Source organism: Janthinobacterium sp. GMG2 (genome assembly GCF_033949445.1).
GTDB lineage: Bacteria > Pseudomonadota > Gammaproteobacteria > Burkholderiales > Burkholderiaceae_D > Janthinobacterium > Janthinobacterium aestuarii.
In genome coordinates, this window is sequence record NZ_JAXAWA010000003.1 from 691389 (window position 1) to 706952 (window position 15564).

17 protein-coding genes are annotated in these 15564 nt (G+C 62.4%); 11 read left to right on the forward strand and 6 right to left on the reverse strand.

The genetic code is table 11. The annotated features are described in order from the left end of the window. Positions 1-193: 193 nt before the first annotated feature. Positions 194-1135 (reverse strand): LysR family transcriptional regulator, encoded by a 942-nt coding sequence (locus tag SKZ59_RS15145; protein ID WP_072457018.1) that lies wholly within the window; start codon positions 1133-1135, stop codon positions 194-196. Between the two features lie 113 nt (positions 1136-1248). Between SKZ59_RS15145 and SKZ59_RS15150 the strand changes: the two genes are divergently transcribed. The 6 genes from SKZ59_RS15150 (at position 1249) to SKZ59_RS15175 (ending at position 7757) form a co-directional block, all read left to right on the forward strand. Beyond that, positions 1249-2106 (forward strand): oxidoreductase, encoded by an 858-nt coding sequence (locus SKZ59_RS15150; RefSeq protein ID WP_319992297.1) that lies wholly within the window; start codon positions 1249-1251, stop codon positions 2104-2106. A 113-nt stretch (positions 2107-2219) separates the two neighbouring features. Continuing rightward, a complete protein-coding gene (locus tag SKZ59_RS15155; RefSeq protein ID WP_319992197.1) occupies positions 2220-3470 on the forward strand; it encodes a low temperature requirement protein A in 1251 nt (416 codons plus the stop codon). 247 nt (positions 3471-3717) lie between these two features. Further along, positions 3718-5127, forward strand: coding sequence for a DUF308 domain-containing protein (locus SKZ59_RS15160; protein WP_319992198.1), 1410 nt, complete (start codon positions 3718-3720; stop codon positions 5125-5127). A gap of 66 nt (positions 5128-5193) precedes the next feature. Next, positions 5194-5802 carry a TetR/AcrR family transcriptional regulator gene (locus SKZ59_RS15165; protein ID WP_319992199.1) on the forward strand — a complete coding sequence of 203 codons (609 nt, stop codon included), beginning with the start codon at positions 5194-5196 and terminating at the stop codon, positions 5800-5802. Positions 5803-5893: 91 nt separating this feature from the next. Beyond that, positions 5894-7057 carry an iron-containing alcohol dehydrogenase gene (locus SKZ59_RS15170; protein WP_319992200.1) on the forward strand — a complete coding sequence of 388 codons (1164 nt, stop codon included), beginning with the start codon at positions 5894-5896 and terminating at the stop codon, positions 7055-7057. 22 nt (positions 7058-7079) lie between these two features. After that, positions 7080-7757 (forward strand): type 1 glutamine amidotransferase domain-containing protein, encoded by a 678-nt coding sequence (locus SKZ59_RS15175; RefSeq protein WP_070305371.1) that lies wholly within the window; start codon positions 7080-7082, stop codon positions 7755-7757. A 30-nt stretch (positions 7758-7787) separates the two neighbouring features. Here SKZ59_RS15175 and SKZ59_RS15180 read toward each other — a convergent pair whose 3' ends face one another. Continuing rightward, a complete protein-coding gene (locus SKZ59_RS15180) occupies positions 7788-8384 on the reverse strand; it encodes a helix-turn-helix domain-containing protein (RefSeq protein WP_319992201.1) in 597 nt (198 codons plus the stop codon). Between the two features lie 41 nt (positions 8385-8425). On the opposite strand from SKZ59_RS15180, the gene SKZ59_RS15185 reads away from it, so the two are divergent. After that, positions 8426-8953, forward strand: a complete 528-nt coding sequence (locus tag SKZ59_RS15185; protein WP_034753411.1) for a dihydrofolate reductase family protein — start codon at positions 8426-8428, stop codon at positions 8951-8953. Here SKZ59_RS15185 and SKZ59_RS15190 read toward each other — a convergent pair. Beyond that, complete coding sequence (locus SKZ59_RS15190; RefSeq protein ID WP_319992202.1) at positions 8950-9753, reverse strand: metallophosphoesterase family protein; 804 nt, start codon at positions 9751-9753, stop codon at positions 8950-8952. The genes SKZ59_RS15185 and SKZ59_RS15190 overlap by 4 nt on opposite strands. Positions 9754-9877: 124 nt before the next feature. On the opposite strand from SKZ59_RS15190, the gene bla reads away from it, so the two are divergent. Beyond that, positions 9878-10822: a subclass B3 metallo-beta-lactamase gene (gene bla / locus SKZ59_RS15195; RefSeq protein ID WP_319992203.1), complete on the forward strand. Its 945-nt coding sequence runs from the start codon at positions 9878-9880 to the stop codon at positions 10820-10822. Between the two features lie 265 nt (positions 10823-11087). Beyond that, positions 11088-11261 (forward strand): hypothetical protein, encoded by a 174-nt coding sequence (locus SKZ59_RS15200; protein ID WP_319992204.1) that lies wholly within the window; start codon positions 11088-11090, stop codon positions 11259-11261. Here the strand turns inward: SKZ59_RS15200 and SKZ59_RS15205 are convergent. Both SKZ59_RS15205 and SKZ59_RS15210 read right to left on the reverse strand, forming a co-directional pair. Continuing rightward, positions 11258-12061, reverse strand: a complete 804-nt coding sequence (locus tag SKZ59_RS15205) for a metallophosphoesterase family protein (protein WP_319992205.1) — start codon at positions 12059-12061, stop codon at positions 11258-11260. The genes SKZ59_RS15200 and SKZ59_RS15205 overlap by 4 nt on opposite strands. Positions 12062-12107: 46 nt before the next feature. Further along, positions 12108-13013, reverse strand: a complete 906-nt coding sequence (locus tag SKZ59_RS15210) for a LysR family transcriptional regulator (protein ID WP_319992206.1) — start codon at positions 13011-13013, stop codon at positions 12108-12110. 119 nt (positions 13014-13132) lie between these two features. Between SKZ59_RS15210 and SKZ59_RS15215 the strand changes: the two genes are divergently transcribed. Both SKZ59_RS15215 and SKZ59_RS15220 read left to right on the forward strand, forming a co-directional pair. Then, entirely contained in the window at positions 13133-13999 is an 867-nt protein-coding gene (locus SKZ59_RS15215; RefSeq protein WP_139092187.1) for a pirin family protein, read from the forward strand. Between the two features lie 78 nt (positions 14000-14077). After that, a complete protein-coding gene (locus SKZ59_RS15220) occupies positions 14078-14779 on the forward strand; it encodes an isochorismatase family protein (protein ID WP_319992207.1) in 702 nt (233 codons plus the stop codon). A 6-nt stretch (positions 14780-14785) separates the two neighbouring features. Here the strand turns inward: SKZ59_RS15220 and SKZ59_RS15225 are convergent, their stop codons facing one another. Next, positions 14786-15547, reverse strand: coding sequence for a substrate-binding periplasmic protein (locus tag SKZ59_RS15225; protein ID WP_319992208.1), 762 nt, complete (start codon positions 15545-15547; stop codon positions 14786-14788). Positions 15548-15564: the final 17 nt, after the last annotated feature.

Here is a 15564-nt window from a genome sequence, read left to right on the forward strand (position 1 = left end):
CCGACTTCTGTGAGATTTATCTAGTTAAGTCATTGATTTTCATAATTTCTAATCCCGCCTTATGTGAGACTCAACGACCCGGCACCATCTGATTTGGACATGGCGATCGGTGATGAGAATGCGGTGGCCGGTGCTGCCGCAATTCATCGAATGGATTTTTCTCAGCCCCCGACCTGCGTAGGAGGATATGCCTTCAACGAGGGATGGAAGCGGCCAATTCCGAGCTATCGAGGAAGAATGCGCGGTTGTCAGCGAGTTTCTCGATCATGAAATCAATAAAAGTCCTCACCCGCAGAGACTGTTCCGCCCGATGCCCATAGTAGATATAGATGGCGCCGCACTCGCTGACATGCTGCATGAGCAAAGGCACGAGCCGGCCGCTACGGATATGCGGCATCGCCTCGAAACTCCCTAGCTGTCCAATGCCAAGACCCGATAACACCGCCCGTGTCTCCATCGCGGTGTCGTTCACGCAAATGACGGCCGGTATGTCCCGATGCACAATTTCATCGCCGATCTGGAACTGCCATTGGGCGACCTTGCCTGTATTTGCCCACCGATAGCCGGTGCAGCTGTGCTGGCTCAGTTCGTCTATCGTCCGAGGAGCGCCGTGGCGCTCGATGTAGTCCGGCGATGCGCAAACGATCAGCTGAATGGGCACGAGCCGCCGCGCAATCGACCCTCCCGAGGGCGGCGGCCCACCCCGGAAGCCGACATCGGCGCGTCCGCTCACCAGATCGGTGAACTGGTCATCGAGCTGGATGTCGAGCTGCACTTTGGGATGGGACTGGTGGAATAATTCGAAAAATTGCCAAAGCACGGACAGCCCCAGCGACTGGGGAGCGTTGATGCGCAATATCCCGTTCACTTCGTCCTTTGACCGGCGCGCTTCGTCGAGGGACGACGACAGTATGGCCAGTGCCGGTTTCACGCTGTCGAACAGGCGCTGGCCTTCTTCCGTCAAACTCAGCTTGCGCGTGGTCCGGTGGAACAGGCGCACGCCAAGTGATTTTTCCAGCTGGATCACCGATTGGCTGGCCGCCTGCGGCGAGATGCCCTGGTCGATGGCCGCGCGCCGCAAACTGCCCAGCGTTGCCGTGCGGACGAAGACGGTAATGGCGCGGATATCGTTCATGGAGCGAGAATGATTAGCAAGTTTTAGTTGATTATCATTCTAGCATTTGACCACTAGTTCATGCCAATTTTTGCTTCTATCATTCGCCCTTTAAGCACCTCGGGAGCAGAATGATGAAGAACGTTCAACAGCACGAATTCAAGCGCGTCTGGTTGATCACCGGTGCATCCAGGGGCATCGGCGCGCTGATTGCAGAGGCGGCACTGGCGGACGGCAATGCGGTGGTCGCAACCGGGCGTAACGCGGCAGCGGTCGTCGAGCGGCTTGGCACATCCTCCGCGTTGCTGCCGCTTGCGCTCGACGTGACGAATGAGGAGCAAATCAGGCTGGGCGTGCGTGTTGCGCTGGAACATTTTGGGCGTATTGACGTGCTCGTCAATAATGCGGGCTTCGGTCTGCTGGCTGCCGTGGAAGAGTCTGGCGATGCGGATGTGAGACGGATGTTTGACACGAATGTCTTCGGCTTGCTGAACGTGACGCGCGCCGTGCTACCCACAATGCGGGCGCAGCGTTCCGGTCACGTGATCAATATTTCATCGATCGGCGGCTATCAGGCTGCGGCAGGGTTCGGGGTGTATTCATCGACAAAATTTGCCGTCGAAGGCATCACGGAAGCCATGTATACCGAACTCAAGCCACTGGGAATTCACGCCACCATCGTTGAACCAGGTTATTTCCGCACCGATTTCCTCGATGCCTCGTCGCTGCTCGTAGCACCCGATGAAATTGGCGATTACGCGGCGACTTCGGGCGCCGTGCGCAAACAAGCGTTAGCGCTGAACCACAATCAGCCCGGTGATCCCAAAAAATTGGCGGCCGCCATGCTCCGCCTTGCCGACGCGCCCAATCCGCCACTGCGCCTTCCCATGGGCACCGATACGCTGGCTGCGATTGCTGCAAAAAACGCCTTTGTGGCACAGGAAATGGAGACGTGGCGCGAGCTCTCCGCATCGACGGATTTTCCCGCCTGACAGAGTTTGACCGGGGGGCCATGCCTGAATTTGCCCATATAAGCGGTTTGCAGCTGCATCCCCCGATTCTTGAAACCATTATTGATATCGCGTTCGCTGGCAAGGAATAACGCATGAGCACATCTGATTCTGTTGGCAAAGTTCTGCACCATCACATACGGCGGATGTCAGGACGCGATCCGCACGAGCCGCACCGTGTCGCATCGTCTCTGGAATTGTTATTCGACCTGACTTTCGTCACATGCTTTGCGTTTGCCGCTGCACAGTTCGCACACGCACTCGCGGCAGGCCATTACGCCAGCGCGCTCATCGGATTTGGATTTTCGAGTCTCTGCATCTGCTGGGCCTGGTTCAATTTCACGTGGTTTGCATCCGCCTACGACACTGACGACTGGATTTTCCGCATCACCACCATGGTACAGATGACGGGTGTGCTGGTGCTGGCGGTTGGCTTGCCGCGCCTGTTCTCTTCCCTCGAACACGGCCAGCAACTCGATAACTCGGTGATGGTACTTGGCTACGTGATCATGCGCGTGGCGCTGATATTTCAATGGTTGCGGGCAGCGAGGCAAGACGTCGCACGGCGCCGCGCGTGCCTCACCTATGCCGCCGCCATTGCGATTGCCCAGATAGGCTGGATAGTGATTATTCTTTTCCCTTTCTCGATGGGCGTGACCATTGCCCTCGTTGTCATCTGGTTTCTCATCGAGTTCGCCGGCCCCGTGCTGGCGGAGCGCAAGGATGGCGGTACGCCATGGCACGCGGAGCACATTGCCGAACGCTACAGCCTGTTCGCCATCCTTGCCTTGGGTGAAGGGCTGGTCGGTACGGTCGCGACTTTGTCTGCCGAAATAGAGCACCAGGGCTGGACACTGGAAACGGCGCTCGCTTGCCTTGCAGGTGTCGGACTGACCTTTGGCATGTGGTGGGTGTATTCCATTCTGCCGTCGGCAAATGTGCTGCACGTGCATCGCTCACGCGCTTTCATCTGGAGCTATGGGCAGATACTGATCATTGCATCTATTGTGGCAACGGGGGCTGGCCTTGACGTCGCGGCGAACCTGATTGAAAACAAGGCCCATATCGGCACACTCCCGGCCCTGCTCGCCACCGCGATTCCCGTGACCATTTTCCTCGCCTTGATTTATGCGCTCCACTATTTTCTTGTGCGCCGCTTCGATCAACTGCATATATTGCTTTTGCTTGCAACAGCTGCCGTCATCGCGACAGCGATCATGGCGGCGATCTTTGGCGCGAATATCGTTGAATGTCTCGGTATTCTGCTCTTTGCACCGGTCATCACGGTCGTCGGTTATGAAGTATTGGGACACCGTCACCAGGGCGACATGCTAACGCCGCGTTAGTGTGTGACGCAGTGCGCGAACCGATTGCATGCTGTTGATAGGGCTGCCGACAAGCAAACCTGACATTTTTATCTTTTATGATACTTTTCTGAAGAATTTCATTTTTTTACGCTAATTCATTGATTGCGACAATTGTCATTCTCAAATGATGTGAGAGTCCGTGGCCATACGCTTTCACAGCCATGACAGCCGGTAAATGCGTATTGTTCGAGTATTGCTGCTGCAGTTAAAAACAGGAGGAGCATTCATGATTCGATTGGTGTTGCTGTTATTGGGCGTCGAATATCTACGCAAGCGCTGGCGCGGTATCCTGTTGATCGGATTAATATGGCTGCTCGCAGGCCTGGTCATATTTATCGACGCACTCGATAACGCACTGTACTTCCCGATCAATTTCTTTGCTTACCTGTTCCTGGCCGAAGGCCTGGCAACGCTGGCTGTGGCATGGACCGGCGTCGGCGGCCAACGCATCCTGCGATACGTGAAAGGCTGCGCCGTCGTGCTGGCGGCGATGCTGATCTTCGCCGGTCACCACCATGGCAATTTCCTGTTATCGATGATTTTTGGGACGCTGTTTCTCGCCGATGGGCTGATACAGTGCATTTCCGCTTACATGGTCCGCTATCGCCGCTGGCGCGTGGCCTTCTCGTGGGGTGTGGCCGAGATTGCGCTGGCCATTTTCTTTTATCAGCCCTACCCGACGCATTATGTCGGCACACTGCCGTATTGCCTGGGCTTGTTTTTGATGTTTGGCGGCGCCAACTTGATCGCCCTGGCCGCCCGTGTTCGCCGCATGAGCGATAACCCGGCGCTGTCGGAATCGGTGCGGCCTGACGTTCAGCCGGATGAGCAGCTTGCTTCCGCATTCACGCAAGTGGAGTGGGAAGGTCCTCCCGCGGACCATGAGCAGGCGCTGACGGTGCACGTCTGGACGCCTTCCGGTTCAGCCAAGTCGCCCACCCAGAATTATCCGATCGTCGACCGCTATATCGCCGCGGTCGATGTCAACGGCGTGATCTCCACCGGGCATGCGGCATTGGAGTCGCCGGAGGGTATTTATATCAGCCTGTATCCGAGTGTGGAGATCGACCGTTCGCCCGACGATTTCGGGCGCCTGCTGCGCGCCACCCGCGAGAATGACGTACCGGGCGTATTCCAGCCCGATTACGCGACAGAGTCGAAGGCATGGTGCCCGTCCACCGTTCAGGTCCGTATCCGGAATTACGATCCGCGCCAGCTGCAGTCTTTCTGGCGCCATTATCGGGAGGACGCGACTTACAATCTCACGCATCGCAATTGTTCCAGTACCGTCGCCCGGGCTCTGGAAGCGGCTATCGACGGCGCCGTTGGACGCCTGTACGGGGAGCGAGCAGGCTGGAGAGTGTTTTTCCGCATCCTGGCGACACCGGAACTGTGGGTCGCCGCCCAGATCCGCAAGCGTGCCGTGACGATGGCGTGGACGCCCGGGCTGACGCTCGATTACTCCCGAGCGCTCAGCATGCTGGCCGACCCGCGTCCGTTCGCCTGGTGGAAATTGGCAAGGACCGCCTTCAGCCGGATGGCGCAATTGCGCCGCGAATGGCGCGCCCAGGATCATGGCGCCGTTGATCTTCGCGAGCAGCCTGATGAAGACGCCATGCGTGACAAGCGCGCTTAGGTCGCAGTCGTTGCATTGAAATAAAAGGTCCTAGACGACTGGTCTAATTGTGCTACAATGCCTCGCATGAAAGCTGAATACACCGACGTGCGCCAGCACATTATCGACCAGGGCAAGGCCATCATCACGCGCAAGGGTTTTGCCGGGGTGGGGCTGAACGAGATCCTGTCGGCCGCCGACGTGCCCAAGGGCTCGTTCTACCATTACTTCAAGTCCAAGGAATTGTTTGGCGAAGCGATGCTGGAAGATTACGTCACCGGCTACCTGGCGGAAATGGAAGACGTGCTGGGCCAGCCGGGCCAGAACGCGGCGCAGGCGCTGATGGCGTATTGGGCCAGCTGGACCAGCGAGAGCCTCGATGGCAGCGGTTGCGACTGCCGCTGCCTGGTGGTCAAGCTGAGTAGTGAAGTGGCGGACATGTCGGAGCCGATGCGCGTGGCGCTGCTCGACGGCACCCACCGCATCATCGCCAGGCTCGCCCTGGCCATCGCGCGGGGCAGGGTGGACGATACCTTGCCATCGGTGGCCGATCCGGCGCAGATGGCCGCCACCTTGTACCAGCTGTGGCTGGGCGCGGCCATGCTGACCAAGCTGCGGCGCGACGCCAGCGCCTTGCAAACAGCCTGGCGTGCGACCCTGGCGATGTTGCAGCTGCCGCCGGACAGCGACCGATAGGCAGCAAACCAAGCAAACAAGCGGACACACCACGTCCGCATTTTTTGAACTGCATTCTAGACGACCAGTCTAATAATAAAGGAGCAGCAGCATGAAGAATTTTGAATTCCATAACCCGACGAAGATCGTGTTCGGCGCCGACACCGTCGCCAAATTGTCCATCCTGGTGCCGCATGATGCGCGCGTGCTGATTTTGTACGGCGGCGCCAGCGCGGAAAAGACCGGCACCCTGGCCGAAGTGCGAGCTGCGCTTGCGCTGGGCCAGCGCAGCGTGCAGGAGTTTGGCGGCATCGAACCCAATCCCAGCTATGAAACCCTGATGCGCGCCGTCGCCCAGGTGCGCAGCGAGAAAGTGGACTTCCTGCTGGCCGTCGGCGGCGGCTCCGTGATCGATGGCACCAAGTTCGTCGCCGCAGCCGCCCTGTACGACGGCGAGCCGTGGGAAATCGCCGAGCGCGGCGGCGCCAATGTGCAGCGCGCCTTGCCGTTCGGCACGGTGCTGACCTTGCCTGCCACGGGCTCGGAAATGAACAGCGGCGGCGTGGTGACGAAAAAAGCCACGCATGCCAAGCTGAGTTTCCGTAATCCGCTGCTGTACCCGCAGTTTTCCGTACTCGACCCCAGCAAGACCTTCACCTTGCCGGCCACGCAGGTGGCCAATGGCCTGGTCGACGCCTTTGTCCACACGACGGAGCAGTATCTGACCTATCCGGTGCAGGCGATGGTGCAGGACCGCTTTGCCGAAGGCTTGCTGCAAACGCTCGTCGAGATCGCGCCGCAGGCGGTCGCTTCGCCCGACGATTATGCGACTCGCGCCAACCTGATGTGGACCGCCACCCTGGCCCTGAATGGCTTGATCGGCGCGGGCGTGCCGCAGGACTGGGCCACCCACATGATCGGCCACGAACTGACGGCTCTGTACGACATCGACCATGCGCGCACCCTGGCGCTGGTGCTGCCAGCGCTGCTGGACGTACAGCGCGAGCAGAAACGCGGCAAATTGCTACAGTATGGCGAACGTGTCTGGAACATCACGGAGGGCAGCGACGACGAGCGCATCGATACCGCCATCGCCCGCACGCGCGCCTTCTTTGAAGGCCTGGGCATCCCGACCCGTTTGTCGGCCTATCAGCTGGGCCAGGAAGCGGTGGAAGCGGTACTGAAACAATTGAAAGCACATGGCATGACCTCACTCGGCGAACACCGCGATATCGACCTCGCGCGCAGCCGCCGTATCCTCGAAGCAGCACTGTAACCCTGACATAAAAGGACACAACATGAACATCCTGATGGTACTGACCTCGCACGACCAACTCGGTAATACCGGCAAGAAAACCGGCTTCTGGCTGGAAGAATTCGCCGCGCCCTACTATGCCCTGAAAGAAGCGGGCGCGAAGCTGACGGTAGTGTCGCCCCACGGCGGCCAGCCGCCGCTGGACCCGAAAAGCGACGAGCCGGATTCGCAAACGGACGCCACGCGCCGCTTCAAGCAGGACGCCGATGCGCAAGCTGTGCTGGCCAACACGGGCAAGCTGGCCGACGTGAAGGCGGGGGACTTCGATGCCGTGTTTTACCCGGGCGGCCATGGCCCGCTGTGGGACCTGGCCGAAGACCCGCACTCGATCGCGCTGATCGAGCAGATGATCGCCGCCGGCAAGCCCGTCGCCGCCGTCTGCCACGCGCCCGGCGTGCTGCGCCACGTGAAGGCAGCCGATGGCACGCCGCTGGTGCGCGGCAAGCAGGTGACGGGCTTTACGAATACCGAGGAAGACGCCGTCGGCTTGACTGCCATCGTGCCTTTCCTCGTCGAGGACATGCTCAAGCAAAACGGCGGCGTCTACTCGAAACTGGGCGACTGGCAGCCGTACGCCGTCACCGATGGCTTGCTGGTCACGGGTCAGAATCCCGCATCGTCGGAAGCGGCCGCGCAGGCGCTGCTCAAGCTGCTGGGCTGATGCCCGGGTAGTGCGTCCGGCCGCTGGACGTCACACTGCAGTGCGTCCGGCGGCCATGCCCGCCAGGATCAGGCCGACCGAGGCGTGCCATTGCGTCTCGCTGGCCGGCCTGCCCGCCAGCGCATAGCCGTGCAGGAAATCGACGAGCGCATCGCGCCCGCGCAGCCGGGTTTTCTTGTCCAAATCGAGACCGTCGAGGGCTTGCTCAAACAGCGCCGTGAACCGCTGGGCCACGTCGGCTTGCTCCACCAGCCCGCGCGCCATCAGGCGCACGAAATACGGCGTGGCGCTGACCAGTTCCAGGTACAGCGCGCACAGCGCGAGCACACGTCGTGGCGCTGCCTGGCGTCGCGTAAATGGCGGCTGCTGCGGATCGAGCGCGGCAAAACGCTGCGCCATCAAGGCCAGCAACAGTTCCTCTTTTCCCGCGTAGTAGTGATACACGGCCATGGCATCGACGCCCAGGCTCTGCGCCAGCGCGCGCATGGAAAACGCGTCACCTTTTTCTTCCAGCAGGGCCAGGGCCGCTTGCAGGATGGCGGCGCTGTCCAACGCGGGCTTGGTGCGGCGCGGACGCCCGGCGCGGCGCACGGGAGATTCCGTGGCTTGAAGTTTTTGGGTTTTCATGGGCATAATTCTACACTGTAGAATTAAATCAAGGAGAACCCATGCAAAAAACTTTCGTCAGCGTTTTTCTCGGTATCAGCCTCGATGGCTGCATCGCGGGAGAGAACGGCGACCTGTCCTGGCTGGCCGAACTGGCGCCCGACTCGCCCGATGCCACCGGCTACACGGCATTGATGGAGCAAGTCGATACCTTGCTGATCGGCCGCACCACGTATGACGCCGTGCTGGGGTTCGAACCGTGGCCGTATGCGGGCAAGCGCGTGCAGGTATTGAGCCACCGCGGCTTCGCGCCGCGCCATGGTGAACAGCGCCGCGAAGGCAGCGTGCGGGACGTGCTGGAGGCGCTGGCGGAAGAGGGTTGCCGCCACGTGTATCTCGATGGCGGCGCCGTTATCCGTGCCGGCTTGCGCGAGGGTGTCATCGACAGCCTGACCTTGTCAGTGCTGCCTGTGGTGCTGGGCAAGGGCGTGCGCCTGTTCGAGGACGGCTTGCCGCGCAGCGACTGGCGCCTGGACGGCACGCGCCAGCTGCCCAGCGGCGTGGTGCAGCTGCGCTATCGGAAAAATTAACCCGCGCTGGCGATGTCGACGATGAAGCCGGGATCGTAGCGTTCATTTTCCGGCGTGCCGTCGGGCCGCTTGTAGCCGCAAGGGTTGCACACGACGCGGCAATCCCGGACGCGGTAGTCGAGCGAGGCGTGCATGTGGCCATGCACCCACAGGTCCGCCTGCGCCACCAGTGCATCGAGCTGCGAGGCAAACGCGGGCGAGCCGAGATTGGTCGCGTATTGCGCTTCCACCGACAGCATCGAGGGCGCCATGTGCGTGATGACGACCGTCTTGCCCACGAAGGGTTGCGCCAGCTGCCGTTCCAGCCAGGCGCGGTGCTGTACGTGCAGCTGCGCCGTGTCGCTGGCGCACAAGAGGCGCGGCGTGTCGCCGCCCGTGCTGATGCGCTTGTAGTCGGGCATGTAGGCTTGCGCCGCGCTCAATGCTTCGTCCCGGCGCTCCTCGCCGAACAGCAGGAAATCCGTCCACAGCGTGATGCCGAGGAAGCGCACGCCGCCGAGCGTCACGGCGTCGCCGTCGAGCAGGCGGATGTTAGCGCCTTGCGCATTCGCGCTGGCGCAGGCGTCGCGCACGGCGTCCTGCATGTGTTCGAGCTGGTGGCCATAGCCTTCATGGTTGCCGTGCACGTACAGCACGGGCAGGGCGCCGAAGGTGCGCGCGGCCCAGGCGATGGCGTTGCTGCCCGTGTCGATGTCGCCGGCCAGGATCACCACGTCGGGTCGGCAGGCGGCAAGGTCGATGGCGGGTGTGTCGTCACCCCAGACTTCCAGGTGCAGGTCGGACAGGATCAGCAAACGCATGGCAATAGGGGAGCAGTGACTGGGCCTCTATCGTAGCGCAAGTTGCCGCGCCCGTCTGCTTGACCGCGCGAGGGTAGCGACGTTACCCTGTGGCATCGATTACCGCAACTTACCCTGGAGCCGCATGCCGCCTTTCTTCCTTTCCAAGACTTTGCTCAGCATCGCGCTGGCCTCCTCGGCGCTGCCGTTTGCCGCACATGCGGAAACGCCTGCCATCGATCCCTTGACGCAGCCGATCGCCTCGCCGTATGCGGCGCAATGGAACCGCCCGCAGCAGCCGGCGCGCATCCACGGCGACACGTATTACGTGGGTGTGGGCGGCTTGAGCGTGGTGTTGATCCACACGCGCGAAGGCTTGATCCTGATCGACGGCGCGCTGCCGCAATCAGTGGCCGCCATCAAGGAACATATCCTCGAGCTGGGTTTTCGCCTGGAAGACATCAAGTTCATCCTGAATACGGAAGCGCATTTCGACCATTCGGGCGGCATCGCCGCCCTGGCCCGCGACAGCGGCGCGCAAGTGGTCGCCAGCCCGCTCGGCGCACAGGCGCTGCGCGCTGGCAGGGTGCTCGACACGGACCCGCAAGCGGGTGCAATCGATCCCATGCCGGCCGTGCAAGATGTGCGCGAGATCGCCGATGGCGAGCCCCTGGAACTGGGCGGCGTGAAGGTGACGGCGCGCTATACGCCGGGCCACACGCCTGGCAGCACCAGCTGGACCTGGGTGTCGTGCGAGGACGCGGCAGGGCAGGAATGCCTGAACGTGGTGTTCGGTGCGAGTCTCACGCCGGTGGGCGCCGGCCATTTTCACTTCAGCGGTGATGCGGCGCATGGCGACATGACGCCGGCCTTCCGTCGCACCATGCAGGATTTCGCCAGGCTGCCCTGCGATATCCTCATTTCGGCCCACCCCGACCATTCCGGCGCCGACGAAAAACTCAGGCGCTTGCTGGAAGGTGTCACGCCGAATCCCTTCATCGATGCCCAGGCGTGCAGCCAGTACGCTGCCAAAAATGAAGCGAAGCTCGATGCCCGTATCGCGAAAGAAAAAGCGGCTGCGACAGAATAACAACGTTGGTGCAGTCGCCACGAAAAGCGGTTGACGCACCGCAGCATGCGGCGCAGAATCAGCGTCCGCAGTGCAGATTAACCCAACAAAAGAAAGGATACCCATGTTCGAGCAGGCTGGCAGCAAGTTGTACCTCCACTAGCCCCGCGCATGACGCTCGGGGCCATCGGCATGTTGCCGATCCCGAGCCGGTGTCCTTGAAAACCCCGGTGAGGAAACTTGCCGGGGTTTTTTGTTTTGGACGACCGGGTTGAAAGGAAACACCATGAAAATTAAATTGAAAGCCACGTCCAAGCCGCGCAACCCGCTGGTGGCGGCAGCGAAACTGCGCGGCGGCGCCGGCGCGCACCAGTCGGAGGCGTCGCCGCGTGCGGCGCGCCGGGCCGGCAAGCACCGCCTGCAGCAAATGCTGGCGGGCCGCCTCAAAGCTGACGATTAGCGGACCGGCAGTTCGACGATGAAGTTCGGATCAAAAGCGGGATTTTGCGGCGTGCCGCTGCGCGTCTTGTAGCCGCACGGGTTGCTGACGACGCGGCAGCGGCCGATGCGGTAGTCGCGCGAGACGTGGAGGTGGCCATGCACCCACAGGTCCGCCTGCGCGGCCAGGTCGTCCAGGCGCGAGGCGTAGGCGGGCGAACACCCTTCGCTGCCGTAGGCATCGTCGACCGACAACAGCGACGGCGCCATGTGGCTGATGACGACAGTGCGTCCGTCGAAGGGCTGCGCCAGTTCGCGCGCCAGCCACGCTTTTTGCTGCGCATGGAACATGGCCGTATCGGCCGCGCGCAGTTTGCGAAAGCCCATGCCGGCCAAGCGGATGCGCTTGTAGTCGTTCATGACGGCTTCCGCGTCGCGCATGGCCGCTTGCCGCGTGTCGTCGCCCAGCAGGCGGAAATCCGTCCACAGGGTGGCGCCCAGGAAGCGTACCTTGTTGCCTGCCTGGTCGGTGATCACATAGGACTCCGCATCGAGAAAATGCACGTTGGGCGTGGCGGCGCAGGCCGCGCGCAGCTCCTGGCGCACCTTGTCCAGATGGTGGCCATAGCCTTCGTGGTTGCCATGCACGTACAGCACGGGCAGGCCCGCGAATGCGGTGGCGGCCCAGGCGACGGCGCGGGTGCCCGTGTCGATGTCGCCGGCCAGGATGACGGCGTCGGGGCAGCTGAGCGCGAGGTCGCCCTGCGGCGCTTCGTCGCGCCATAGCTCGTGGTGCAGGTCCGACAGTATCAATAAACGCATGCTTTTTTCACGCCTGTTGAAAGAGCACCATCGTACCTGAAAACCTTCACTCTTCCGGCAGCGCGGCGAAGCTGTGCGCCAGGTAATCGATCAGCGCGCGCACGGCCGGCAGCAGGCCGCGCCGCGAGGGAAATACCGCGTGGATGATTTCGCGCTGCGGCCGCCACTGCTCCATCAGCGGCAGCAGGCTGCCATTGGCCACCTGCTCGGTGATCATCATGGTCGGCAGCTGCACCACGCCCACGCCGGCCACGGCCGCGTCGCGCAGGGTCTGCATGTCGCCGGTGACGAAGCGCGGCGTATGGCGCAGCTGGGCGCGCGCCCCATTGGGGCCATATAAATCCCACTGGTAGTGCTGTTGCGGCATGCCCAGGGCCAGGCTGGGCCAGTCGGCCAGGTCGGCCGGCGCCTTCGGCAAGGGCGCGCCGGCGAACAGCAAGGGGCTGCCCACCATGCACTGGCCCCGTTCGGCCAGCACGCGCAGCACCAGGTCGCTGTCGGGCAGCGGCGGCGGACGCACGCGGATGGCCACGTCGATGCCTTCGGCCACCAGGTCGACGCGGCGGTTACTCGCTTCCAATAACAGAGTCACTTGCGGATGCGCGCGCATGAAACCGGCCAGCATGGGCGCGACCAGCGATTGCAGCAGGGCGATGGGACAGGACAGGCGCACCGTGCCGCGCGGCGCGGCCCGCGTCAGTTCGATCGCTTCCTGCGCCGCTTCCGCTTCCACCAGCATCGCCTTGCAATGCTCGTAAAACGTCTGTCCCACGTCGGTGACGGAAAAATGCCGCGTCGTGCGCTGCAGCAGGCGTGCGCCGAGGCGCTCTTCCAGCAGCGCGATGCGCCGGCTCAGTTTGGATTTCGGCATGCCCAGCGCGCGCCCGGCTGGCGCAAAGCCGCCATGGTCGACCACCTGCACAAAGTAATACAAGTCATTCAGATCTTGCATGCCACCTCCTTGATCGTTCTATTTTTGGAACGCTGATGGCCTATTTTACCGTCTACCCGCTTTATCGTTGCAGGTCTATTCTGTCTCCATCGTAATGCAAACCTCAACAGGAGATCGAGATGAACAAAGTCACAGGTATCTACAGCGCACCGCGCCAGCACTGGGTAGGCGATGGTTTCCCCGTGCGCTCGATGTTTTCGTATAACGGCCATGGCAAGCAGCTGAGCCCATTCCTGCTGCTCGACTATGCCGGCCCCGCCGAATTTGCCCCCGGCACCCGTCCGCCCGGCGTCGGCTCGCACCCGCACCGCGGCTTTGAAACAGTGACCATCGTCTACAAGGGCGAAGTGGCGCACCGCGATTCGACGGGCCAGGGCGGCGTGATCGGTCCCGGTGACGTGCAGTGGATGACGGCCGGCGCCGGCATCCTGCATGAAGAGTTTCACTCGCCTGCCTTCACGCAGTCGGGCGGCACCCTGGAAATGGTGCAGCTGTGGGTGAATCTGCCGGCGAAAAACAAGATGACGGCGCCCGGTTACCAGGCCATCACCAGCGACACGATACCCACGCTGGCGCTGCCCGACGATGCAGGTTCCGTGCGCGTGATCGCCGGCGATTTCGCTGGCCAGCATGGCCCGGCCCGCACGTTCTCGCCGATGCAGGTGTGGGATGTGCGCCTGGCCCAGGGCAAGTTGACGGAGCTGCCCGTGACCCGCGGCTGGAGCACGGCGCTGATCGTCCTGCATGGCACGGTGCTGGTCAACGGCGAGAGCGTGGTGCGCGAAGCGCAGATGGCGCTGTTCGAGCGCGACGGCGACAGCATCACCGTCGAGGCGAACAACGACGCCGTGGTGCTGCTGCTCAGTGGCGAGCCGATCGATGAACCCATCGTCGGCCATGGCCCCTTCGTCATGAACACCGAAGCGGAAATCGCGCAGGCGTTCGAGGATTTCAACAGCGGCCGCTTCGCCCGCATCGCGAAGTAATTTGTGCAGCGAGTTTGTGTAGCGAATTTGTGTAGTACCCGTGCCGCATCCCGCGGCACGGTTTTTCAGGAGACCACCATGAACACCCCCGCCAACTTCCAAGGTTTGCCACCGATGATCGATCCCGACGACGCCGTCATGCTGCTGATCGACCACCAGAGCGGCTTGTTCCAGCTGGTGCGCGACATCGAGCAGCACGTGCTGCGCGGCCACGTCACGGCGCTGGCCAAGCTGTCCCGCCTGGCCAAGATGCCGACGTTTACCACTGCGTCCGTGCCCGATGGCCCGAACGGCCCCTTGATCCCGGAAATCCACCATTTCAATCCGGAAGCCGTCTACATCCCGCGCACGGGCCAGATCAATGCCTGGGACAATCCGGCCTGGGTCGAAGCGATTGAAAAGACGGGCCGCAAGACCCTGCTGATCGCCGGCACGCTCACCAGCGTGTGCATGGCTTTTCCCACCATCAGCGCGCTGGCGGCCGGCTACAAGGTGTTTGCCATCATCGACGCCTCGGGCAACTGGTCGAAGATGGCCACCGACATCACCATGGCGCGCGTCACGCAGGCGGGCGCCGTGCCGATCGACACGTATGCCGTGCTGGCTGAAGTGATGAGCACCTGGAACCGCGCCGATGCGATGGAATTCGCCGCCATCATGACCGACCATATCGTGCCGCCGTACCGCGCGCTGATCGAAAGCTACGACAAGGCGCAGGGCGTGCAAAAGAATGGCCGCGAAACGAAGCTGGAAATCCTCGAGGCGGCATCGAAGGGCTGACCGCCGCTACGGCGCTTCGTAGCTGCTGCGTATCGCCGCCAGCACGCCGCGCTGTTCCAGGCGCGTGATGGCGGCGTTCAGCTGCGCCAGGTCGGCGGCGCTGGTCGTGCGCGCGTTGAGCATCAGGTGCACGGGCGCGCGCAGCGCCAGGAAGGGCAGGGTGTTCAAGGCCACGCCCTGCAGACGCGCTTCGTGGCGCACGGCCAGCACGTCGCCCAGCAACAGGTCGGCGCGGCCTGCGTCGAGCATGAGGATGCCTTGCCGGAAGCTGCCGAAGGTATTCAGGCGGCCGTCTTTTTCCATTGCCGGACGGGCCGCCGCATAGTCGGCCCCGTACCAGCCCACCTTGGGCGCGAGCAGGGTGGACTTGCCGCGCGCGAGCTGCGCGAAGCTGGCGACTTGGCGGTGGTTGCCGGGCGCGCCGGATTTGCTGAAGACACCGACGGCTTCATCGCGATACGAGAGGGAAAAGCGGGCATAGGACTGGCGTTCCGGCGTCTCGGACGCGGCGGGCAACAGGTCCAGTTCGCCTTTCTGGAACAGCAACTGGCGCCGCGCCGTGGGCAGTTCCGGCACGGTCAGCAAGGTGCAGCGCGCCTCCTTGAAGATGGCGCGCAGCAGTTCCAGGTCCAGGCCCGTATAACTGCCCTGGGCGTCGCGGTAGACATACGGCGGCCATTGCTCGAGCGCCATCGTCATGCGGCAGGCCAGGGCGGGCAGGACGCTGCCAAGCAGCGTTGCCGCAAGCAGCACGTGGCGCAAGCGCATGGAACATCTCCGCAGTG